This window comes from Streptomyces sp. NPDC006512 (assembly GCF_040611935.1).
GTDB lineage: Bacteria > Actinomycetota > Actinomycetes > Streptomycetales > Streptomycetaceae > Streptomyces.
In genome coordinates this window covers 1-21,396 of the sequence record NZ_JBEXPG010000095.1, presented here as the reverse complement: position 1 = coordinate 21,396, position 21,396 = coordinate 1, and the positions used below count along the sequence as shown (strand labels likewise).

Genomic DNA, 21,396 nt, shown 5'->3' with positions numbered 1-21,396 from the left:
GCCTGGAGCGCGCAGATCGGGTCGATCTCGGTGATGATCACGCGGGCGCCCTGGCCGCGCAGCGACTCCGCACAGCCCTTGCCGACGTCGCCGTAGCCGAACACGACGGCGACCTTGCCGCCGATCAGGACGTCGGTGGCGCGGTTGATGCCGTCGATGAGGGAGTGGCGGCAGCCGTACTTGTTGTCGAACTTCGACTTCGTCACGGCGTCGTTCACGTTGATCGCCGGGAAGAGCAGGGTGCCCTCGGCCATCATCTCGTAGAGGCGGTGGACACCGGTGGTGGTCTCCTCGGTCACGCCGCGGACCTCGGACGCGAGCTGCGTCCACTTCTGCGGGGCCTCACCGAGGGTGCGGTTGAGCAGGGTGAGGATGTGGGCGTACTCCTCGGAGTCCGCCGTCGAGGGGTCCGGGGCCGCGCCGGCCTTCTCGAACTCGACGCCCTTGTGGACGAGGAGGGTGGCGTCGCCACCGTCGTCGAGGATCACGTTCGGGCCGCCGGTGGGGGTGTTCGGCCAGGTCAGCGCCTGCTCCGTGCACCACCAGTACTCCTCCAGCGTCTCGCCCTTCCAGGCGAAGACCGGGACGCCCTGCGGGTTCTCCGGGGTGCCGTTCGGGCCGACCGCGATGGCGGCGGCCGCGTGGTCCTGGGTGGAGAAGATGTTGCAGGAGGCCCAGCGGACGTCGGCGCCGAGGGCGACGAGGGTCTCGATGAGCACGGCCGTCTGCACGGTCATGTGCAGGGAGCCCGTGATGCGCGCGCCGGCCAGCGGCTGCGCCTCGGCGTACTCGCGGCGGATCGACATCAGACCCGGCATCTCGTGCTCGGCCAGGGTGATCTCCTTGCGGCCGAAAGCGGCAAGGGAAAGGTCTGCGACCTTGAAGTCCATGGGTGCTGCTCCTCATGGTTCGAGAGGGTGGGTACGGCTGAGCCGCGCGCCGTCCGGCCTGGGCAGGGCGGTGCACCGAGCACAGTCCGTCGGGGGCCCTCTCTCCCCTCGGCCGGTCACGGGGACCGCCCGACCGCCATCAGCAGCGACGCCTGACACTGATGACGAATCTACACCGATCGGCCGAGCCTGCCCCAGTCGGCCGGGAAACAAGTCGCGGCGCGTTCCAGGGCCCTATGGCGGAGCGGTTCGGGGCCTTTCGGACTTTTGCTCCGCCTCACCTCTGCGAGAGGATGCCGGGGGATCGGGTCGTACGCGATCCCGTGGACCCATGGCTGAAGGAGATTCCAGTGACCAGTCCAGCCGGCCCTCCCGGTGGCGGGGGCCCAAGCGGGCAGAAGCGCCTGAAGCTGCTCGCCGTCACGGCGTGCCCCACGGGCATCGCGCACACCTACATGGCAGCCGAGAAGCTCCAACAGGCCGCGGCCGAGCTGGGCGTGGACATGAAGGTGGAGACGCAGGGCTCCATCGGTGCCGAGAACGTGTTCTCTGACAACGATGTCAGAGAAGCGGACGGGATCATCATCGCCGCCGACAAGGAGGTCGACCGGGAGCGCTTCGCCGGCAAGCGGGTGCTGTCGACGGGCGTCGCGGACGGCATCCACAAGCCGAAGGAACTGATCGAGCGGGTACGGAACGCGCCGGTCCAGGAGGGCGCGGCCGCCGCGGCGGGCAGCGGCGGCGGGGGCAAGGAGCGCAGCCTCGCCTACAAGGCGCTGATGAACGGCGTCTCGTACATGATCCCGTTCGTCGTGGTCGGCGGTCTGCTGATCGCGATCGCCCTGGCGCTGGGCGGTCACGCCACGGCCGAGGGGTACGTGGTCACCCCGGGCACCTTCTGGGACCACGTCTTCCAGATCGGCGTCCTGGGCTTCACCCTGATGATCCCGATCCTGTCCGGCTACATCGCGTACGCCATCGGCGACCGGCCGGCGCTGGTGCCCGGCATGATCGGCGGTTTCATCGCGAACACCGGTGCCCTCTACGACTCCAAGTCGGGCGCGGGCTTCATCGGCGCGATCGTGACGGGCTTCCTGGCCGGCTATCTGGTCCTGTGGATCAAGAAGGTCAAGGTCCCGAAGGTCGTCCAGCCGATCATGCCGATCATCGTGATCCCGATCGTCTCGACGACGGCGCTGGGCCTGTTCTTCATCTACGTGATCGGCAAGCCGATCTCCTGGGTCTTCGAGAGCCTGACGAGCTGGCTGTCGGGCATGACCGGCACCAGCGCGATCCTGCTCGGCGCCATCCTCGGCCTGATGATCGCCTTCGACATGGGCGGCCCGGTCAACAAGACGGCCTTCCTCTTCGGCACGGGGCTCATCGCGTCCGGCAACTACGCGGTCATGGGCATGTGCGCGGCGGCCATCCCGGTCATGCCGCTCGGCCAGGGCCTGGCGACGGTGCTGCGCCGCAAGCTGTACTCCGATCAGGAACGCGACACCGGTATGGCGGCGCTCTTCATGGGCATGTTCGGCATCTCGGAGGGCGCGATCCCCTTCGCGGCGGCCCGGCCGGCCGTCGTCATCCCGGCGAACATGCTCGGCGGCGCGGTGGCGGGTGCCATCGCGGGTGTCGCGGGCGTGGGCGACCACGTGCCGCACGGCGGTCCGGTCGTGGCCGCGCTGGGTGCCGTCGGCGGGGTGGGCTGGTTCCTCATCGCGATCGCGACGGGCACGGTGGTGACCGCGCTGACGACGAACGCGCTGATCGAGATCAAGGTGCGCCGGGGCCGGGCCGCCGGGGCGCCCGTCGTGGCGCCGGCGGCGGCAGCGCCCGTACCGGCCGGTGCCGGCGCGGTGGCCGGCCCGGGTGCGGGCGCCGGTGCGGGCTCCGGGACCGGGACCGGAGGGACGGCCGTGCTGACGAAGCCCGCGCCCGCCCCGGCCGCGGCGGAGCAGCGGGAGGTGCTGTCCGGGTACCTGACGGAGCGGACGGTCAAGACGGAGCTCGTGTCGGACTCCAAGGAGGCCGCGATCCGGGAAATGGCCGAGATGCTGGCCACCACGGGCAACGTCCGGGACGTGGACGAGCTCGTACGGGTCGCCCTGGCGCGGGAGGCGCAGGGGACGACGGGGCTCGGCGAGTCGATCGCGATCCCGCACGCGAAGACGGACGCGGTGTCCCGGCCCACGGTGGGCTTCGCCCGCTCCGACGAGGGCATCGAGTGGGGCGCCCTGGACGGGACGAAGGCCCGGCTGGTCTTCATGATCTCGGTGCCGGAGGCTGCGGCCGGTGACGAGCACCTGCGGATCCTGGCCCTGTTGTCGCGCAAGCTGATGGACTCCGGTTTCCGGGCCCGGCTGCAGTCCGCGCCGGACGGGCCGGCCGTCCTGGAGGTGCTGCGGGAGATCCGTTAGCCGTCGCCTTCCGGCCCTGCCCGTCGGGCCCCGTACCACTGCGGTACGGGGCCCGACGGCGTCCGCGCAGTGTCCGAATCGGTATCTACGGAGTGGACGCACCGGGGCCCCGGCGGCATGGCGGGCGTCCGCGTCGACCTACGATGCAAGGCAGGTACATCGGAAGGGACGAAATGGAACACAGGCCAGGACGCAGACGCGGGATCGCGGCGATCGTCCTGCTCGTGCTCGGAGCGGTCATCCTCGGGGGGGTGACGGTGGCGAAGGCCGTGGCTCCGCCCGCGCGGTTCACGGAGGGCAAGCAGGTCGGCTGGACCATGACGCCGACCTACACCAACGGGGAGAGCATCTACCTGGAGCCGGTCGCCAAGGGGAAGCTGCGGCGGGGTGACGTCGTGCTCGCGTCCGTGCCGTGGTCCATGCAGAAGACCCAGATGAACCGGGTCGTCGCGGTCGGGGGGGACCGCATCCAGTACAAGGTGAGCAGCAAGATCGCGGGCCAGTACCGGCTGGTGCTGAACGGTACGCCGCTGGACGAGCCGTACCTGGAGCAGTGGAAGAACCCGTCCACGGTGCCGTTCGACGTGCGGGTGCCCAAGGGGCACCTGTTCCTGATGGCCGACAACCGGCTGAACTCGGACGGCTCGCAGTTCGCGAACAACGGTCCGGTCGCGGAGAGCGCGGTCGTCTCCAAGGTCGTGGCGTACCCGATGGCGAAGCTGGCGGTGTGGGGGCAGGCCGCCGGCGTGCTCGTGATCCTCGTCGGTGCCGCGCTGGCGGCCGTGGCGCGGCGGGCGCGCAAGCGGGCCGCGGAGCGGGCCGTCGCTCCCGTGCCGGCCCAGGCGGCGCCTGAGGCTCCTGCCGAGGCCGCCGAGGCGGCCGCACAGGGTGTGGACGCTCCGGCGGGCCCGGAGGCTCCCGGCTCCCCGGCCGCCGGGGCCGAGGACGGCGCCGACACGGACCAGGTCTCTCCGGCCGCTTCCGGGGAGCGCGCGGACGTGCAGTCGTAGGCCGGTGCGAACCGGACGGAGGAGGGCCCCGCAGCCGGTCGGCTGCGGGGCCCTCCTCCGTGTGCGGCGCGCTGCCGGTCACTTGCCGGTGGCGGCGGCTTCCGGGTCGTAGATGTCCGGCTCCAGGTAGATCACGCGCGCGATCGGGACGGCCTCGCGGATGCGGGCCTCGGCGGCGTTGATGGCGGCCGCGACCTCGGTGGCGGTGTCGTCGTGCTCGACGGCGATCTTCGCGGCGACCAGCAGTTCCTCGGGGCCGAGGTGCAGGGTGCGCATGTGGATGATGCGGGTGACGACCTGCCCGTCGACGATGGCGGCCTTGATCTTGTCGACCTCTTCGGTACCGGCGGCCTCGCCGAGCAGCAGCGACTTGGTCTCGGCGGCCAGCACGATGGCGATGACGATCAGCAGGACGCCGATGCACAGCGTGCCGATGCCGTCCCAGACGCCGTTGCCGGTGACGAGGGCGATGCCGACGCCGCCGAGGGCCAGTACGAGGCCGACGAGCGCGCCGAGGTCTTCCAGCAGGACGACGGGCAGTTCGGGGGCCTTGGCCCGCCTGACGAACTGGGTCCAGGTCTGCCGCCCGCGGATCTCGTTCGACTCCTTGATCGCTGTGCGGAAGGAGAAGGACTCCGCGATGATCGCGAAGACGAGGACGCCGACGGGCCAGTACCAGGCCTCGATGGCGTGCGGGTGGTTGATCTTCTCGATGCCCTCGTAGATGGCGAACATGCCACCGACGGTGAAGAGCACGATGGAGACGAGGAAGGCGTAGATGTAGCGCTCGCGCCCGTACCCGAAGGGGTGTTGGGGCGTCGCCTCGCGCTGGGCCTTCTTGCCGCCGAGGAGCAGCAGTCCCTGGTTGCCGGAGTCGGCCAGCGAGTGGACGCTCTCCGCCAGCATCGACGAGGAGCCGCTGAAGAGGAATGCCACGAATTTGGCTACGGCGATGGCGAGGTTGGCGGCGAGTGCCGCCACGATCGCCCTGGTACCGCCCGACGCGCTCATGGGTGCTGGATGTCCCTTCCTAGCCACTGACTACGGCCGCACATTGTTGCAGCCGATCGTGGTGCCGACGCTACGTCAGACGACCACGGTGGCGCGGAATACGGTTCCGGATCCGGACAGTTCGACCTTTTCGCCCGCCGGGACGAAGACGGACTCGCCTGCCGCGAGGGTCAGTTCGCCGGCCTTCGGGCTGCCGGCGGTGCAGAGCAGGATCTGCGGGGCCGCGTCCGGGAGGGTCTGCGGGGCGCCGCCGGGGGCCAGCAGGAAGCGGGAGAGGCGGAATTCGTCGATGGGGGTCTCGTAGACCTCCTCGCCGTCGGCCTCGGGGCGCAGGATTCCCGGTGCGCTCGGCTCGAAGATGACGACCTTGAGCAGTTCGGGGACGTCCACGTGCTTGGGGGTGAGCCCGCAGCGCAGCACGTTGTCGGAGTTGGCCATGAGCTCGACGCCGAGGCCGTCGAGGTAGGCGTGCGGGATGCCCGCGCCGAGGAACATGGCTTCGCCGGGCTGGAGCCGGACGTGGTTGAGCAGCATGGCCGCGATCACGCCCGGGTCGCCCGGGTAGTCGTGGACGAGTCCCGCGTAGGGCGCGTACGGGCCGCCGAGCCGCTCCGCGGCTGCCGCGGCCTCGGTGACCGTACGGGCCATCTCGGCGCGGTCCGCGGTCAGTACGGCGGTGAGTACCTCGCGCAGCGCCGCCTCTTCCGGGTGGGCGCGCAGCAGGTCGGCGTACGGCTTGAGGGAGTCGACGCCGAGGCCTTCGAGGAGGGCCGCGGCCTCCAGCGGCGGGCGGAAGCCGCACAGGCCGTCGAAGGGGGTGAGCGCGCAGATCAGTTCGGGCTTGTGGTTGGCGTCCTTGTAGTTGCGGTGGCCCGCGTCGATCGGGACGCCGCGGCGCTCCTCGTCCTCGAAGCCCTCCTTGGCCTGGGCCAGGTCGGGGTGGACCTGGAGGGAGAGGGGGGCGCCCGCGGCGAGGAGCTTGAGCAGGAAGGGCAGCCGGGGGCCGAACTTGGCGACGGCGGCGGCGCCGAGTTCGCCTTCCGGGTCGGCGGCGATGACGTCCGCGAGGGTGGTGCCGCCCGCGCCGCGGTCGAGGCGGGAGGGGGCGCCGGGGTGGGCGCCCATCCACATCTCGGCCTGGGGTTCACCGGTGGGCTCGATCCCCAGCAGGGTGGGGATGGCGGTGGTGGATCCCCACGCGTAGGGGCGGATCGTGTTCGTCAGGCGGTCCATCGTCGTCTTCCTGGATCTGAAAGGTAGGGCGGGCACGGGTCCGTGCCTCAGCCGTGGCCCCGGGTCGCCAGCGCGAGGTAGGCGGTGGCGAAGTCCGTGACGGCGAGGAGTTCGGCGAGCTGTTCCAGCTCTCCGCCCTCCTCCGGTTCGAGCTCGCTGATGGCCGTGTCGTGGCTGAGGGCGAGTTCGCGGGCGGCGGGTGCGGCGGTGAGGCCGCCGGCCGGGCGGTCGCGCAGCAGGACGATGCGGGCGCGCAGGGCCTGTGGTTCCTCGACCCGGTCGCGGAAGAAGTCGTCGGGGTCGGCTCCGGCCGCGAAGGATCCGGCGAGCAGGACCCCGTGGGCCGGCAGTGCCTCGGGGAGTTCGGCGGCGAGGGCGGGCCGGCCGGCCAGCTCGGCGAGGGTCGCGGCGAAACGGCGGCCGGCGGGGCCCGCGGCGCCTCCCTCGCTCCAGATGAGGGGCAGGGAGTCGGCGAGTTCGGTCGCGAGGGTCTTGGCCGGGTTGGAGTAGGTGACGATGGCGGGCCCGCAGCGCTCGGCGGTCCGGTCGAGCCGGTCGGCGACCCGCTGGAGGGTGTCGGGGGCGGCGGTGACCAGGCCGACCTTGTCCAGCAGCACCAGGAGCGGGGTCAGCAGGGCCCAGAGGGCTCCGGGACCGGCCGCGGCGGACTCGTCGTACTCCTGGTACGGGGCCTTGGCCATCGGTACGAGCACTCCGTGCGCGCCGTCCACGGCCTCGCTGAGCGGGGACCGCTCGGGGGCGACGGCGACGACGGTGCAGCCGCGCCGGTAGGCCTGTTCGGCGAGGACGCCGAGGCCGGGCTCGGTGCCGTCGGTGGTGGCGATCAGCAGCAGGTCGACGGGGCCGGCCCAGCCGGGGAGCGCCCAGCGCAGGGCCCCGGCGGCGGGCGCGACGCCGGTGGGGTGGAGCCGGGTGACGGGGGCCGAGGACCCGGCGAGGGCGCCGAGGAGGTCGGCGACGCCGGTGGCGGCGGTTCCGGAGCCGGCGATGAGCACGGCGCGCGGGCGGCCGTCGGGGCGCAGGTCCGCGAGGCCCGCCTCGGTCGCGTGCCGTGCCGCGGTACGGACCCGGGCGCCGGCGTCGGCGGCGCCGCGGAGCAGGCCGCGGCGGTCGGCACGGGCGAGATCGTCCGGTGCGTCGAGGAGCGACTCGTCGAGCATGGCGGCCTCCGGCGGTGTTGACGGCTCCGGGGTGGCGGAACCGGTCTCAGCGTCTGCGGTCTGCGCGGGGTGCGGGTCAGGCGGGGCGGCGGGCCTCGTCGACGAGGAGGACCGGGATCCCGTCGCGGACCGGGTACGCGAGGCCGCAGTCCTGGCCGGTGCAGATCAGCTCGGGTGCCGTCTCGTCCGCCGACTTGTCCTCCAGGGACGCGTGGCAGGCGGGGCAGGCGAGGATCTCCAGGAGGCCGGCTTCGAGCGGCATGGGGCGGTTCCCTTCGGAAATGCGGATCGGGCGAGGTCAGCGTACCGCCGAGTCACCTGCGGTGCGGCTCGGAGGTGGGACGGCCCCGCCGGGCGGGGCCGCCCCGGGCCCCCGCGCGCTCCGGGGAGCGGCGGCGGGGGCCGGGGGCGGGTGCGGGTTGGTGCCGGGGGCTCTGCCCCGGACCCCCGCGCCCCGGACTCCGGTGGGGCCGGCTTGCGCCGGGGCTCAGGCGCGGACGAGCGCGAGGACCTCGTCGCGGACCTTGGCCAGGGTGGCCTCGTCGCGGGCCTCGACGTTGAGGCGCAGGAGCGGCTCGGTGTTCGAGGGGCGCAGGTTGAACCACCAGTCGGCGGCGGCGACGGTGAGGCCGTCCAGCTCGTCGAAGGTGACGCCCTCCTGGCCCGCGTACGCGGCCTTGACGGCGGCGGTGCGGCCGGCCTGGTCGGCGACGGTGGAGTTGATCTCGCCGGAGCCGACGTAGCGGTCGTACTCGGCGACGAGCGCGGAGAGGGTGCCCTCCTGGCCGCCGAGGGCCGCCAGGACGTGGAGCGCGGCGAGCATGCCGGTGTCCGCGTTCCAGAAGTCCTTGAAGTAGTAGTGCGCGGAGTGCTCGCCGCCGAAGATGGCGCCGGAGTTGGCCATCTCCGCCTTGATGAAGGAGTGGCCGACGCGGGTGCGGACGGGGGTGCCGCCGTTCTCGCGGACGACCTCCGGCACGGACCACGAGGTGATCAGGTTGTGGATGATCGTGCCCTTGCCGCCGTTGCGGGCCAGCTCGCGGGCCGCGACCAGGGCGGTGATCGCGGACGGGGAGACGCCCTCGCCGCGCTCGTCGACGACGAAGCAGCGGTCGGCGTCGCCGTCGAAGGCGAGGCCGAGGTCGGCGCCCTCGGCGATCACGCGGGCCTGGAGGTCGACGATGTTCTTCGGGTCGAGGGGGTTGGCCTCGTGGTTCGGGAAGGTCCCGTCCAGCTCGAAGTACATGGGGACGAGGTCCAGCGGAAGGCCCTCGAAGACGGTGGGGACGGTGTGGCCGCCCATGCCGTTGCCCGCGTCGACGACGACCTTGAGCGGGCGGATGGCGGTGAGGTCCACCAGGCCCTTGAGGTGGTCGGCGTAGCCGGGGAGGCTGTCCAGCTCGGTGACGGTGCCCGGGACGGTGCCGGCGGGGATCGCCGGGGCGCCCTCGTCGGTCCACTTCTCGGCGAGCTCGCGGATGGTGGCGAGGCCGGTGTCCTGGCCGACGGGAGCGGCGCCCGCGCGGCAGAGCTTGATGCCGTTGTACTGGGCCGGGTTGTGCGAGGCGGTGAACATCGCGCCGGGCAGGTCCAGCTTGCCGGAGGCGTAGTACAGCTGGTCCGTGGAGCACAGCCCGATGAGGGTGACGTCGACGCCGCGGGCGGCCGCGCCGCGGGCGAAGGCGCCGGACAGGCCGGGCGAGGAGGGGCGCATGTCGTGGCCGATGACGATCGCGGTCGCGCCGGTCACCTCGACGAAGGCAGCACCGAACAGCTCCGCCAGGGGCTCGTCCCACTCGTCCGGTACGACGCCGCGTACGTCGTATGCCTTGACGATGTTCGAAAGATCTGCGGCCACTGCCTGCCCTCCTGAAGGTTCTGTGCGGTGGAGCAAACCTACCCTGTACGGGGAACCGCTCTTCAGACGATGCGGGCGTCAGGAGTCCGGCGAACGCAGGACGCGCAGGTGGCCGCGGCGGGTCTCCCCGGTGTTCCGCTGCCCGGGACCGGCGCCGCCGGCCTCGGCCGCGCGCTGCGGCGGACGGGCCGCTTCACGCACGGCGTTGGCCAATGCTTCGAGGTCATCGCCACTGGGGCGGGACGGGCCGGAAGCGTCCGACAGGCGTACGACGTCCCAGCCGCGCGGGGCGGTCAGGCGCTCCGAGTGCTCGGCGCACAGGTCGTAGCAGTGGGGTTCGGCGTAGGTGGCGAGCGGGCCGAGAACTGCGGTCGAGTCGGCGTAGACGTACGTCAGTGTGGCGACGGCAGGGCGGCCGCACGCGGTGCGCGAACAGCGACGTACAAGGCTCACGACGTTGGACGGTACCGCACTCTTGACCGGGCCGCGACGACTCACCCCCCGGCAGCGCCCCCGTGTCGTGCTCACGCGGCCGTGTGCGCACGGGCCTTCGGGCCCTGGGCGGTGCCCGGTCCGGGCCGGTTCGTTCCCGCCGCGACACCAGGTCGTGACCGGATCGAAGCCCTGACCGGCAACCGGGTGAGGGCTACCCTGCGGGGGTGACGGACAGCGCCCTTCCTCCCGACCCCGCCCCTCCCGCCGAACCCGCGCACACGCCCGGGCCGCGGCGCCGCGACCGGCACGGACGGGGGATGCGCGGGCCGCTGGCTCCGCCCCAGGTGCCGCTGTCGGCGAGCCGGGCGGAGCTGTTCGGCGACCTCGTACGGGATTCCGTGGAGCGGCTGGAACGGCGCTGGTCCCAGCTGGACGAGGTGGAGTTCGTCATCGCGGACGTGCCCGGGCCGCCGGGCGGCCCGGAGAGCGGCTGGAACGACGAGGCGGTGCCGCTGGGCGGACTGGTCGAGGCCCGCGACGGGCGGCCGGCCCGGATCGTGGTCTTCCGCCGGCCGGTGGAGATCCGGGCCAAGACGCGGGACGAACGGGCGCTGCTGGTGCACGAGATCGTGGTGGAGCAGGTCGCCGAGCTGCTGGGGCTCTCGCCGGAGACGGTCGACCCCCGGTACGGGCAGGACTGAGCCCGCACCGGGGGCGCCCGGTGGTCAGCGGATCAGGACCGAGGGGTCCTCGACGGCCTTCGGGACCGAGACGGTGGACTGGTCGTCGGAGAAGGTCTGCACCGTGAACATCGGGATCCCGTCGTGGGGCAGGGTCAGCGTGCGGGCCGCGTGGACCGGGCCCCCTTCGAGCGTCTCGACGGTCAGGGCGTAGGCCCCCTTGCCGCCGGCGGGGGCCGGGGGCGGTGTGACGGCGAGGGTGGTGCCCGCCTTGACGGTGAACTCCCGGACCTCCGGGGTGCCGCCCTCGGTTCCCGGGGAGGCCGTCACCCGGACCTTCGCCCCGGCGCCGGCGGCCGTCAGGGCCAGCGCGGTCACCTTGTCCTCGGCGCGGTTGTCGGCGACGGTCGCCCGCGCGCCGACGGGTGCGCTCGCCGGGACGAAGCCGAGCTCCCGCTTCGCGCCGGTGCCGCGGACCACCCGCAGCGCCGCGACCACCGGTACCTGCTTCTTCGCGTCCGCCGGGGCCAGCAGGAGCGAGCCGGCCTCGCCGCGGGTCACGTCCGCGAGGTCCACGCTCGCCGTCATGCCGGCCTTGACGTGCAGCCGTTCGTTGCCGGCGGGGCTGATCGGGCCGCCCGGCCCGGCCAGCCGGACGGTCAGGTCGGCGTCGTCCTCGCCGGGGGCGAAGGCGACGAGGCGTACGGAGGTGGCGTCCGGCGGGATGCCGGGCAGGACGAGGGAGCCGGACGGGCCGGCGGAGGCCGGCAGCCAGTCGGCGCCGACCCCGTCCTCGGCGATCTGCGCGGAGGCGCCGACCCGGCCCGAACCGGTCGTCACGTGCGCGGTGACGTCCGTCAGCTGGGCCTCCTGCACGAGGGAGGACAGCAGCACCTTCGTGGTGGAGCGGGGCTCGACGGCGATGACGGTGTCGGCGGTGCCCGGCTTGCCCTTGACCAGCCCTTCCGGGCCGTACAGCTTGATGTCCACCTCGGCGACGGTGTCGTCCGGGTTCGTGAGGTGGACGTAGTCCTGGCGGCCCTTGGCGGTGCTGACGCCGGGGAACCAGAAGTCGGTGCCGGGCGCGGTGCAGGAGACGCCGAGCAGGCCGCGGGCCTGGCCGACGGAGACCTTGGTGGTCTGCTGGGCGGTCCAGCCGGGCGCCAGGGCCCCCTCGGCGGCTCCGGTCAGCGCGGGCGCGTCCGCTCCGGAGGCGGTGGCTCCGACGGGCTTGCCGGGCGCCTTCGGCTCCAGGACGGGCTTGCCGTCCTTGGTCAGCAGCCGGGCCGTGCCCTTGGCGTCGCCCTGGCCGGGGGTGAGGGAGGTGTACGTGGTCTCGGCGATGTCCGAGGAGCTGGGCGCGGGGCACACCAGCAGCGACCGCTCCACGGGCATCCGGGAGGCGGCCTCCTGCCGGGCCGCGACGGCCGGGGCGGAGGCGGGGGCGGTCAGGAAGGCCAGCCCGGTGACGGCGGCCAGCGCCGCCGTCACCGCCGCCGGAGTCAGGAGGGCGCGCTGCTTCACTGCTGGGGGCTCCCGTCCGGACGCGGGTCGTGCTGTCCGTAGGTGTCGTACCGCTGCTCGTACTCGTACGGGTGGGGCGGCTGCTGCTGTTGCTGCTGTTGTTGCTGCGGGAACTGGTGCTGCTGGGGGTGCGGGTACGGCTCGGCGTACTCCTGGTACTGCTGGGGCTGTTGCTGCGGGGACTGCTGTTGTTGCTGCTCGTACGGGTAGGGCGTCTCGTACGCGTACGACTCCTCCCCGTACACCTGCTGCGCCGGGATCTGCGCGTACGGGTCGACGACCGCCTCGGCCGGGGCGGGCTCCGGGGCGGGTGCGGCCCCGGCGCGCAGGCGGCGGGCGCGGCGGCCCTCTCCGGGCTCGCCGGGACCGTCCCCGGCGGGGGCGGCGGTGTCCTCGTCGGGGAGGTCGTCGTCGAGGCGGGCGCTGCGGCCCGGCAGGGCCATGACGAGCAGCAGCAGGGCGAGCAGGCCCTGCCCCCAGTGCCAGGCGTCTCGGGTGAGGGAGTCCTCGTGGACGAGGTCGAGGCGGCCGCCTTCGCGGGGCAGTTCGAAGCCCTGGGCCCAGCCGTCGAGGGTCGTGGGGGTGAGGGGCTTCCCGTCGAGGGTGGCCTTCCAGCCCGGGTCGGCCCGGTCCGCGAGGCGCAGGGTACGGCCCTCCTCGCCGGCCGGGATCCGGGCGCGGGCCCGGACGGGTCCGGCGTCGACGGCGATCGGGGCCCGGCCCTGCCTGCGGTCGAGGATGGTGACGCGGGCGGGCAGCTGCTGGACCTCCCAGAGGGCGGTTCCGTCGTCCTGGTGGCGCTGCTTGAGGCCGGGGGTGCCGTCGAGGACGCGGCGCATCCGCTCGGGGCCGCCGGGCGGGATCATCACGTAGCGGACGGCGAAGGCGCCGAGCTGTTCGGAGTGGTTGGCGCCGGAGCCGGAGACCAGGCCGGCGACGGCCTTGGCGAGGCGGGGTTCGCTGCCGGCGGCGGCGAGGAGTTCGGCGTCTCCCAGGCGCACGCCGGAGCCGCGGACCAGGGTGTAGGAGACGGTGGCGGGCGAGTCGCCGCCGAGGACGAGGGTGCGGGTCTGGTTGCTGTCGGCGGACTGTTCGGCGACGACGGCGGGCACCTGTACGGGGTCGCGCCGCTTGAGCGGTCCGTCGGCTCCGGCGCCGGCCCACAGTGCGGCCGCGGCGAGCGGTCCGGCGGCGGCGAGGAGCGCGACGAGGACGGCGAGGGGCTGGCGCCAGCCGAAGCTGCGGGCGGCGACGCGTTCCCTGGCGCCGTCCGCGCCGAGTACGGCGGCGGCGAGGAGGGCGAGTCCGTAGAGGAGGGTGGCGGGCCCGGCCCAGCCGCCGCGGTTGAGCAGGACGGCGAGGAGCAGGCCGGCGAGGGCGGCGCTCCAGGCGGTGGCGACGGCGAACCGCCGGTCGGCGCGGAGCAGGGCGGCGAGGGCGGCCAGCACGGTCCCGGCGAAGAGCACGGCGCTGCCGGTGCCGGGGCCGCCGGGGCTGGTGGCGAGCAGGTCGAGGGCGGCGGCGGGGCGGCCCGCGTAGGGCAGTCCGGCCTCGTCGAGGAAGCGGCCGGGGTGCGCGAGCAGCCCGAGGGACCAGGGGGCGAGGACGAGGAGCGGTACGGCGAGGGCGGCGAGCAGCCGGAGGGCGTACGTCTTCCAGTGGGCGCGGCGTACGAGGACGGCGGCGGTGGCGAGGACGGCGGCGAGCGGCCACACGACGGGGGTGAAGGCGGTGGCCAGGGTCAGCAGCAGGGTGTACGTCCACAGCGCGCGCCGCCCGCCCTGCGGGTCGGGGCCGCCGGGGCCCTCGGCGAAGCCGAAGGCGGTGACGGCGGAGCGGGCGATGAGGGGGAGCAGTACGGCGAGGACGGCGGTGCCGAGGCGGCCGCCGGCGAGGGCTCCGGTGACGGCGGGGAGGAAGGCGTAGGCGACGGCGGCCCAGGCGCGCAGCAGCCGGGATTCGACGAGCGGCCGGGACGCGAAGTAGGCGGTGAGTCCGGCGAGCGGGACCGAGCAGACGAGGAGCAGGGTCAGCGCGGCCCGGGTGGAGTCGAGCAGGAGGACGGAGAGGCCGCCGAGGACGGCGAGGTAGGGCGGGGCGACGGCGGTGGTGCCGACGCCGGCGGGCTGCCAGTCGCCGGTGTAGGCGCGCCACAGGTCGAGGCCGCTGCCGGGGGCGGGGAGCAGGGCGCCGCCGGTGAGGGAGCCGCCGCCGAGGAGGGCGCGGCAGGCGACGAGGGAGACGAACAGGAGCAGGGCGAAGAGGGCGGGGGCCGGGTTGCGGGCGATGCGCCCCAGCCGGCCGGAGGGGGCGGGTTCCAGGTAGTCGGCGTCCTCGGCGCCGGGCCCGGATTCGACGGCGCCGCCGTGGCGGCCGGCCGGGGTCCGGTCGGTGTCGCGGTCGGAGCCGAAGTACCCGGCGAGCTGTTCGGCGTTGGCCCGCAGGGTCGCGCCGGGGGGCGGGAACAGCGGGCGCAGTTCGGCGGCGGGGACGGCGGGCCTGCGGCGGGCCTTGCGGGCGGCGAGGACGCGGCCGGGGCGGAGCAGGGTGGCGAGCAGTCCGGTGATCTCGTCGACGGCCTGGCCGGGGGCCTTGCCGACGAGGTAGCCGAGGGTGCGCAGGACGGTGCCGACGAGGAGGCGGAGCAGGACGTAGGGCAGGGCGCGGCCGGAGGAGTTGGCCAGCACGGTGTAGACGGCGCCGGCCTTGTCGACGCGGTGGGCGCCGACGGCGGAGCGGCCCACGCAGTCGACGGTGCGGCGTTCGCGGGCGGCGGCCTCGGCGTGCCGCAGGACGGCGTCCGGGGCGACGAGGACGTCGAAGCCGGCGCTGTGGGCGCGCCAGCAGAGGTCGACGTCGTCGCGCATGAGGGGCAGGCGGCGGTCGAAGCCGCCGAGCGCGTCGTACGCGTCGCGGCGTACGAGCATGCCGGCGGTGGAGACGGAGAGGACGGGGCGGACCTGGTCGTGCTGGCCCTGGTCCTGTTCGCGGCGGTCGAGGCCGGTCCAGCGGCGGCCGCTGCGGGCGATGGTGACGCCGGCTTCGAGGAGCTGCTTCCTGTCGTACCAGCCGCGCAGTTTGGGGCCGATGACGGCGGCCTCGGGGTTGTCGTCGGCGACGCGCAGCAGTTCGGTCAGGGCGTCCGGTTCGGGTGCGCTGTCGTCGTGGAGCAGCCAGAGCCACTGGACGGGTTCGCCGTGGGGGTGTTCGGGGAGGTCGTAGGCGTCGTCGCGCCAGGTGCGGCTGACGGGGTCCCAGCCGCTGGGGCGCTTGAGGTAGGGGAGGTCCTCGGGCGTCAGGACTCCCGCGGTACGGGCGGCTTCGTCGACGGCGGCGCCGAAGCCGGTGCGGCGGGCGAGGTGCAGGACGCGGTCGGCGCCGAAGGCCTCGGTCAGCAGGCGCGCGGAGTCGTCGGCGCTTCCGGTGTCGGCGGCGACGTGGCTCTGCGCGGGGCGTTCCTGGGCGAGGAGTCCGGCGAGGGTCTGGGGCAGCCAGCGGGCTCCGTCGTGGGCGACGAGGACCGCGGTGACGACGTGCCGGGGGAACTCGGGGGTGGCGGCTGTCTGGTGGGAGGCCGTCGAGTTGCTGTGCAGGGACATCGCGGTACGGGCCCTCCGGCCGGGGATCCGGGGGTGGTGTGCCCTCGGAGGCTGCTGGACAGCGCCCCACACTAACGGCTGGAAAGACGACGGTCCGCCTCCTGCGGGGAAGGTGCGGGAGGCGGACCGTTTGCTCTGCTGAACGTCCTGCGGGTGGTGCGGCTCGATATGTCGTGGGTGGTGGGGTGGGTATCCGGACGGTGGCGCTCCGGCGGGTTCAGACCGCTGCCTTTTTCAGGCGCCGGCGCTCGCGCTCGGAGAGGCCGCCCCAGATGCCGAATCGCTCGTCGTTGGCGAGGGCGTACTCAAGACATTCGGAGCGGACTTCGCAGGCGAGGCAGACCTTCTTGGCCTCGCGGGTGGAGCCGCCCTTCTCGGGAAAGAAGGACTCGGGGTCGGTCTGGGCGCACAGAGCGCGCTCCTGCCATCCGAGCTCCTCGTCCGCCTCCTCGACCAGCAGTTCCTGAAACAGCTCGGTCATGTGCGCCCCTCGCTCTGTCTGTGCGTCCCCGTGGTGTTGCCGTTACTGATCGCTACGTAACGACACGAGTGAAATTACAAGTGTGTGGCTCCTGCGCAGTCAAGCCGGGATCTGCTATTGGGCCCCTTATTCACTCTGCGGAACCAAGCGTATGCAGAAAGTGTTCATATCGCCAAAAATCGTGACACATGCCACAGGTATCACGAGGGTGACCCCCTCCCCAGTGGTCGACGCGTCACTCCGAAGGAGGGGTTGCGATCCGGCCGAACATGCGGCGCGGATCACATTCCGGTCACGAGTGGAGCCGACTGGTTTGAAGGGGGTTTCGGCGGTACTTGACCGCCACATCCCCTGGTGCGGACTGCACAAACCTTTCTCCGCGCACGGTAACCGGATGAGGTGAAACTTTTCCCTCAAACCGGACATTGGGTTGACAGTCCGACCCTTCCCCCGTTCTCCTTGTCTTCATGTCAGCGCCCGCAGCCGCCACCCGGACCCCCATTCGTGGGTTCCTGCGTGCTGCCCAGGTTCGCTGTTGCTGTTGCAGCTGTTGATGCCCCCGGAGCCCCGGCTCCCGTGAGCACCGGCCACACCCCCACAGCAACCGCCCCGCACGACTGACATCCGTCGAGGAACCCCCACGATGAACAGCGCCGCCGCACCCACCACCGCCGCCGCCGTCACCGCGCCCGCCGCCCCCGCCGTCACCGAGAGCGACCTCCAGATCGCCGGCGACATCCTCTCCGTCCAGCACCTCCTCCAGCCCGCCCGCGAGCACCCGGCCACCGTCGCCGAGTTCGTCGGCCTCGCCCGCTCCATCGCCGCGGACCGCGCGAGCTGGGAACACCTCGTCCAGTACGACGCCACCACCCGCTGGTACCACCGCCTGCGCACCGGCCCCGGCTACGAGGTCTGGCTGCTCAGCTGGGTCCCCGGCCAGGGCAGCGGCCTCCACGGCCACGGCGACTCCTCCGGCGTCCTGACCGTCCTCGACGGCGAACTCACCGAGCACAGCCCGCGCGGCCCCCTCGCCCTCGGCCCCGGATCCCAGCGCGTCTTCGCCCCCGGCTACGCCCACGAGGTCGTCAACGACACCCTCGACGGAGCGGTCAGCCTGCACGTCTACTTCCCCGGCCTCACCGAGATGCCGATGCACAGCTGCTCCCCGGCCCACCAGGCGCACGTCACCGCCTGACAGACTGCGGCACATGCGCATTGTTGTTCTGGCCGGCGGCATCGGCGGCGCCCGTTTCCTCCGCGGACTCAAGTCGGCGGTTCCCGACGCGGACATCACGGTCATCGGCAACACCGGTGACGACATTCACCTGTTCGGGCTCAAGGTGTGCCCCGATCTGGACACGGTGATGTACACCCTCGGCGGTGGCATCAACGAGGACCAGGGCTGGGGACGCACCGACGAGTCCTTCACCGTCAAGGAGGAACTCGCCGCCTACGGCGTCGGACCCACCTGGTTCGGCCTCGGCGACCGCGACTTCGCCACCCACATCGTCCGCACGCAGATGCTCGGCGCCGGCTACCCGCTCAGCGCCGTCACCGAAGCCCTCTGCGACCGCTGGCAGCCCGGCGTCCGGCTGCTCCCCATGTCCGACGACCGGGTCGAAACCCACGTCGCCGTCACCGACGCCGAAACCGGCGAACGCCGCGTCGTCCACTTCCAGGAGTACTGGGTCCGGCTGCGCGCGGCGCCGGACGCCGAAGCCGTCGTCCCCGTGGGCGCCGAGCAGGCCAAGCCCGCACCCGGCGTCCTGGAGGCCATCGCCGCCGCCGACGTCATCCTCTTCCCGCCGTCCAACCCCGTCGTGTCCGTCGGCACCATCCTCGCCGTCCCCGGCATCCGCGAGGCCGTGGCCGCCGCCGACGCCCCCGTCATCGGCCTCTCCCCCATCGTCGGGGGCGCCCCCGTACGCGGCATGGCCGACAAGGTCCTCGCCGCCGTGGGCGTCGAATCCACCGCCGCCGCCGTCGCCCTGCACTACGGCACCGGGCTGCTCGACGGCTGGCTCGTGGACACCGCCGACGCGGCCGCCGTCACCGAGGTCGAGGCCGCCGGCATCACCTGCCGCGCCGTCCCGCTGATGATGACCGACCTCGACGCGACCGCCGCGATGGCCCGGGCCGCACTGGACCTGGCGGAGTCCTCCCGGTGACCGTTCCCTCGTACGAGGTCCACGCCGTCCCCGGCATCCCCGAGGTCCGGCCCGGCGACGACCTCGCGGCGCTCATCGCCGCCGCCGCACCCGGCCTGCGCGACGGAGACGTCCTCCTCGTCACCTCGAAGATCGTCTCCAAGGCTGAGGGCCGCATCACCGAGGCCTCCTCCCGCGAGGACGCCATCGACGCCGAGACCGTCCGCGTCGTCGCCCGCCGGGGCACGCTGCGCGTCGTCGAGAACCGGCAGGGCCTGGTCATGGCCGCCGCCGGGGTCGACGCCTCCAACACCGCGCCCGGCACCGTCCTGCTCCTGCCCGAGGACCCGGACGCCTCCGCCGCCGCCCTCCGCGAAGGGCTCCGTACGGCCCTGTCCGTCGACGTCGGCGTCATCGTCACCGACACCTTCGGGCGGCCCTGGCGCACCGGGCTGACCGACGTCGCCATCGGCGCGGCCGGCGTACGCGTCCTGGACGACCTGCGCGGCGGCACCGACGCCCACGGCAACCCGCTCAGCGCCACCGTCGTGGCCACCGCCGACGAACTCGCCGCCGCCGGCGACCTCGTCAAGGGCAAGGCCGCCGGGCTGCCCGTCGCCGTCGTCCGGGGCCTGGGCCACCTGCGGGGCGAGGGCTCCACCGCCCGGGACCTGGTGCGCGCCCCCGCCGACGACATGTTCCGGCTCGGCACCTCGGAAGCCGTACGGGAAGCCGTCACGCAGCGGCGTACCGTACGCGCCTTCACCGACGAGCCGGTGGACCCCGGCGCGGTCCGGCGGGCCGTGGCCGCGGCCCTCACCGCCCCCGCCCCCCACCACACGACCCCGTGGCGGTTCGTGCTCCTGGAATCGCCCGCCGCGCGCCTGGAACTCCTCGACGCGATGCGCGACGCCTGGATCGAGGACCTGCGCCGGGACGGCAAGTCCGAGGAGTCCGTCGCCCGGCGGATCCGGCGCGGCGACGTCCTGCGGGCCGCGCCGTACCTCGTCGTGCCGTGCATGGTCACCGACGGCGCGCACGACTACGGGCACGCCCGGCGGGACGCGGCCGAACGGGAGATGTTCGTCGTCGCCACCGGCGCCGGCGTGCAGAACTTCCTCGTCGCGCTGGCCGGGGAACGGCTCGGCTCGGCGTGGGTGTCCTCGACGATGTTCTGCCGGGACGTGGTGCGCAAGGTGCTCGGGCTGCCGGAGCACTGGGACCCGATGGGGGCGGTGGCCGTCGGCCACGCCGCCGAACCGCCCCGCGACCGGCCGCCCCGGTCGGTGGAGGAGTTCGTCGAGGTCCGCTGACCCGCCGGACCCCGTCAGAGCCGGCCGATGTCCCCCCGGGGCATGCGGGGAGCGCGGCGGGGCGGGGTACGGCCCGCCAGCAGGACCAGGCGGGCCGCGCGGTGGCGCTGGCCCGCGTACGGGGCGAGGAGCTCCAGCATGACCGCGTCGTCGGCGTCCCGGTCGCCCGCGAGGGCGTAGCCGATGATGCCGGGCAGGTGCAGGTCGCCCGTGGTCACCGCGTCGGGGGCGCCGTTGCTGCGCTGGAGCGTCTCGGCGGAGGTCCACGGGCCGATCCCCGGAACGGCCTCCAGCCTGCGCGCCGCCTCGGGCAGCTCCATCGCCGCGGCCTCCTCCAGCCGGGCGGCCACCCGGGCGGCCCGCACGATGGTCCCGGACCGCTTGGCGTCCACCCCGGCCCGGTGCCAGTCCCAGGAGGGGATCAGCGCCCAGCCGCGGGCGTCCGGCATCACGTACATGTCCTGCGGCCCCGGGGCGGGCTCCCCGTGCCCGCGGACCAGCCGGCGCCAGGCGCGGTACGCCTCGTCGGAGGTGACCTTCTGCTCCAGCACGGTCGGGACCAGGGACTCCAGGACCAGCCCGGTACGGGTCAGGCGCAGGCCGGGGCGGCGGCGGTGGCTGGCGTGCAGCAGCCGGTGCCGGGGGACGAACGCGGTCGGGTCGTCGCCCGCGCCGAGCAGTTCGGGGAGCCGGTCGAGGATCCAGTCGGCGCCCGGGCCCCAGGCCTCGGCGTCCACGGCCCCGCCGTGACGGGACACACGCAGCGTCGCCGCGCCTTCGGGGGTCCGGGTCGCCCGCCAGACGGAGCCGTCGGGAGTGGTGCGGAAGGTGGGGTCGCCGGGGCCGCGGCGGAGCGGGCCGAGCGTGAGCCCGAGGTCGAGGGGGCCGTCCGGCGCCCAGCTCCGGGCCTTGGAGCCGGACCCGGCCGCGCGGGCGTGGCCGTGGCCGTGGCCGTGGCCCGGCGGGACGTCGGTACGGCCGCCGCGCACGCCGGTGCGGGTGAGGGGGTCGGGGGCAGAAGCCACCCCCCGAGCCTATCCCCTGGCCGGGGACGACCCGGCCCCCAGCCGTCCCCGGCACCCGCCGCCGGGGGTACGCCTCCGGGGGGTGCCCCGCCCGCCGGGGGTACGCCACGGGGGACGCCGCCGGGGGCACGCCGCTGCGCGGGCGGCCGCGGCCCGGGATGCGCGGCTGCGCGGGCGCCCGCAGCCCGGGATGCGCGGCTGCGCGGGCGCCCGCAGCCCGGGATGCGCGGCTGCGCGGGCCATCGCCGCCCGGGGTGTGCCGCTGCGCGGGGCCGTCCCCTACCCGCCCTTCCACCGTTCCCGCCTCAAACGCCGGCGCGGCTCAGGCCAACCCCCGGGGGCTCCGCCCCCGAACCCCCACGCCTCAAACGCCGGCGAGGCTGAAACGCCGAAAACCGTCCAGAGCCGGACAACCCCGGTGCGCGAGGCGGGAGCCACCCGGCGGAGCCGAGAGCCGCCCCGGGCCGGACAAGCCCGGCGGAGCCGGGACCCCTGGGGCTCCGCCCCAGACCCCGCGCCTCAAACGCCGGCGAGGCTGGAGCGGCCGGGGGCGGGGACGGGGTGGGGGGTCGGCCGGGGCTCAAACGTG

At 74.0% G+C, this 21,396-nt stretch carries 17 protein-coding genes; 6 read left to right on the top strand and 11 right to left on the bottom strand.

Features of this window, described 5'->3' with window-relative positions:
• Positions 1-890, bottom strand: an 890-nt coding sequence (locus ABZZ17_RS37965) for an adenosylhomocysteinase (protein ID WP_356883597.1), incomplete at its 3' end; no start/stop codon positions are given.
• Positions 891-1,240: 350 nt separating this feature from the next.
• Between ABZZ17_RS37965 and ABZZ17_RS37960 the strand changes: the two genes are divergently transcribed.
• Together ABZZ17_RS37960 and lepB are read left to right on the top strand one after the other, a co-directional pair.
• Positions 1,241-3,310 (top strand): fructose-specific PTS transporter subunit EIIC, encoded by a 2,070-nt coding sequence (locus ABZZ17_RS37960; RefSeq protein WP_356883595.1) that lies wholly within the window; start codon positions 1,241-1,243, stop codon positions 3,308-3,310.
• Between the two features lie 173 nt (positions 3,311-3,483).
• Complete coding sequence (gene lepB / locus ABZZ17_RS37955; protein ID WP_356883593.1) at positions 3,484-4,320, top strand: signal peptidase I; 837 nt, start codon at positions 3,484-3,486, stop codon at positions 4,318-4,320.
• A 78-nt stretch (positions 4,321-4,398) separates the two neighbouring features.
• Here the strand turns inward: lepB and ABZZ17_RS37950 are convergent, their stop codons facing one another.
• The 6 genes from ABZZ17_RS37950 to ABZZ17_RS37925 form a co-directional block, all read right to left on the bottom strand.
• Positions 4,399-5,331, bottom strand: coding sequence for a cation diffusion facilitator family transporter (locus tag ABZZ17_RS37950; RefSeq protein ID WP_356883591.1), 933 nt, complete (start codon positions 5,329-5,331; stop codon positions 4,399-4,401).
• 75 nt (positions 5,332-5,406) lie between these two features.
• Complete coding sequence (gene manA, locus ABZZ17_RS37945) at positions 5,407-6,564, bottom strand: mannose-6-phosphate isomerase, class I (protein ID WP_356883589.1); 1,158 nt, start codon at positions 6,562-6,564, stop codon at positions 5,407-5,409.
• Positions 6,565-6,611: 47 nt separating this feature from the next.
• Positions 6,612-7,745 (bottom strand): SIS domain-containing protein, encoded by a 1,134-nt coding sequence (locus ABZZ17_RS37940; protein WP_356883588.1) that lies wholly within the window; start codon positions 7,743-7,745, stop codon positions 6,612-6,614.
• 76 nt (positions 7,746-7,821) lie between these two features.
• The gene (locus tag ABZZ17_RS37935; RefSeq protein ID WP_356883586.1) at positions 7,822-8,007 is read right to left on the bottom strand and encodes a Trm112 family protein; all 186 of its coding nucleotides are present in this window, start codon (positions 8,005-8,007) and stop codon (positions 7,822-7,824) included.
• A gap of 225 nt (positions 8,008-8,232) precedes the next feature.
• Positions 8,233-9,603, bottom strand: coding sequence for a phosphomannomutase/phosphoglucomutase (locus ABZZ17_RS37930; RefSeq protein ID WP_356883584.1), 1,371 nt, complete (start codon positions 9,601-9,603; stop codon positions 8,233-8,235).
• A gap of 78 nt (positions 9,604-9,681) precedes the next feature.
• Positions 9,682-10,101 (bottom strand): DUF3499 domain-containing protein, encoded by a 420-nt coding sequence (locus tag ABZZ17_RS37925; RefSeq protein ID WP_356883582.1) that lies wholly within the window; start codon positions 10,099-10,101, stop codon positions 9,682-9,684.
• 254 nt (positions 10,102-10,355) lie between these two features.
• On the opposite strand from ABZZ17_RS37925, the gene ABZZ17_RS37920 reads away from it, so the two are divergent.
• A complete protein-coding gene (locus ABZZ17_RS37920) occupies positions 10,356-10,739 on the top strand; it encodes a metallopeptidase family protein (protein WP_356883599.1) in 384 nt (127 codons plus the stop codon).
• A gap of 24 nt (positions 10,740-10,763) precedes the next feature.
• Here ABZZ17_RS37920 and ABZZ17_RS37915 read toward each other — a convergent pair whose 3' ends face one another.
• From ABZZ17_RS37915 to ABZZ17_RS37905, 3 genes are all read right to left on the bottom strand, one after another.
• Complete coding sequence (locus ABZZ17_RS37915; RefSeq protein WP_356883580.1) at positions 10,764-12,242, bottom strand: DUF5719 family protein; 1,479 nt, start codon at positions 12,240-12,242, stop codon at positions 10,764-10,766.
• Positions 12,239-15,841 (bottom strand): glycosyltransferase family 2 protein, encoded by a 3,603-nt coding sequence (locus ABZZ17_RS37910; RefSeq protein WP_356883578.1) that lies wholly within the window; start codon positions 15,839-15,841, stop codon positions 12,239-12,241. The genes ABZZ17_RS37915 and ABZZ17_RS37910 overlap by 4 nt, the downstream gene beginning before the upstream one ends.
• A gap of 217 nt (positions 15,842-16,058) precedes the next feature.
• Positions 16,059-16,322 carry a WhiB family transcriptional regulator gene (locus ABZZ17_RS37905; RefSeq protein ID WP_003983763.1) on the bottom strand — a complete coding sequence of 88 codons (264 nt, stop codon included), beginning with the start codon at positions 16,320-16,322 and terminating at the stop codon, positions 16,059-16,061.
• A 643-nt stretch (positions 16,323-16,965) separates the two neighbouring features.
• Between ABZZ17_RS37905 and ABZZ17_RS37900 the strand changes: the two genes are divergently transcribed.
• Genes ABZZ17_RS37900 through ABZZ17_RS37890 form a run of 3 tightly spaced genes read left to right on the top strand, consistent with a single transcriptional unit; the run spans position 16,966 to position 19,782 of the window.
• The gene (locus ABZZ17_RS37900) at positions 16,966-17,517 is read left to right on the top strand and encodes a cysteine dioxygenase family protein (RefSeq protein WP_356883576.1); all 552 of its coding nucleotides are present in this window, start codon (positions 16,966-16,968) and stop codon (positions 17,515-17,517) included.
• A 13-nt stretch (positions 17,518-17,530) separates the two neighbouring features.
• Entirely contained in the window at positions 17,531-18,490 is a 960-nt protein-coding gene (cofD, locus tag ABZZ17_RS37895) for a 2-phospho-L-lactate transferase (protein ID WP_356883574.1), read from the top strand.
• Positions 18,487-19,782 carry a coenzyme F420-0:L-glutamate ligase gene (locus tag ABZZ17_RS37890; protein ID WP_356883572.1) on the top strand — a complete coding sequence of 432 codons (1,296 nt, stop codon included), beginning with the start codon at positions 18,487-18,489 and terminating at the stop codon, positions 19,780-19,782. Before cofD ends, ABZZ17_RS37890 begins: the two co-directional genes overlap by 4 nt.
• A 14-nt stretch (positions 19,783-19,796) precedes the next feature.
• Here ABZZ17_RS37890 and ABZZ17_RS37885 read toward each other — a convergent pair whose 3' ends face one another.
• Entirely contained in the window at positions 19,797-20,807 is a 1,011-nt protein-coding gene (locus ABZZ17_RS37885) for a DNA-3-methyladenine glycosylase 2 family protein (protein ID WP_356883570.1), read from the bottom strand.
• Positions 20,808-21,396: the final 589 nt, after the last annotated feature.

What these genes read in the sequence shown, in the direction of transcription:
- lepB (WP_356883593.1), top strand. Translation starts at nt 3,484, where the DNA reads ATGGAACACAGGCCAGGACGCAGACGCGGGATCGCGGCGATCGTCCTG.
- ABZZ17_RS37950 (WP_356883591.1), bottom strand. Translation starts at nt 5,331, where the DNA reads ATGAGCGCGTCGGGCGGTACCAGGGCGATCGTGGCGGCACTCGCCGCC.
- manA (WP_356883589.1), bottom strand. Translation starts at nt 6,564, where the DNA reads ATGGACCGCCTGACGAACACGATCCGCCCCTACGCGTGGGGATCCACC.
- ABZZ17_RS37940 (WP_356883588.1), bottom strand. Translation starts at nt 7,745, where the DNA reads ATGCTCGACGAGTCGCTCCTCGACGCACCGGACGATCTCGCCCGTGCC.
- ABZZ17_RS37935 (WP_356883586.1), bottom strand. Translation starts at nt 8,007, where the DNA reads ATGCCGCTCGAAGCCGGCCTCCTGGAGATCCTCGCCTGCCCCGCCTGC.
- ABZZ17_RS37920 (WP_356883599.1), top strand. Translation starts at nt 10,356, where the DNA reads ATGCGCGGGCCGCTGGCTCCGCCCCAGGTGCCGCTGTCGGCGAGCCGG.
- ABZZ17_RS37910 (WP_356883578.1), bottom strand. Translation starts at nt 15,841, where the DNA reads ATGTCCCTGCACAGCAACTCGACGGCCTCCCACCAGACAGCCGCCACC.
- ABZZ17_RS37905 (WP_003983763.1), bottom strand. Translation starts at nt 16,322, where the DNA reads ATGACCGAGCTGTTTCAGGAACTGCTGGTCGAGGAGGCGGACGAGGAG.
- ABZZ17_RS37900 (WP_356883576.1), top strand. Translation starts at nt 16,966, where the DNA reads ATGAACAGCGCCGCCGCACCCACCACCGCCGCCGCCGTCACCGCGCCC.
- cofD (WP_356883574.1), top strand. Translation starts at nt 17,531, where the DNA reads ATGCGCATTGTTGTTCTGGCCGGCGGCATCGGCGGCGCCCGTTTCCTC.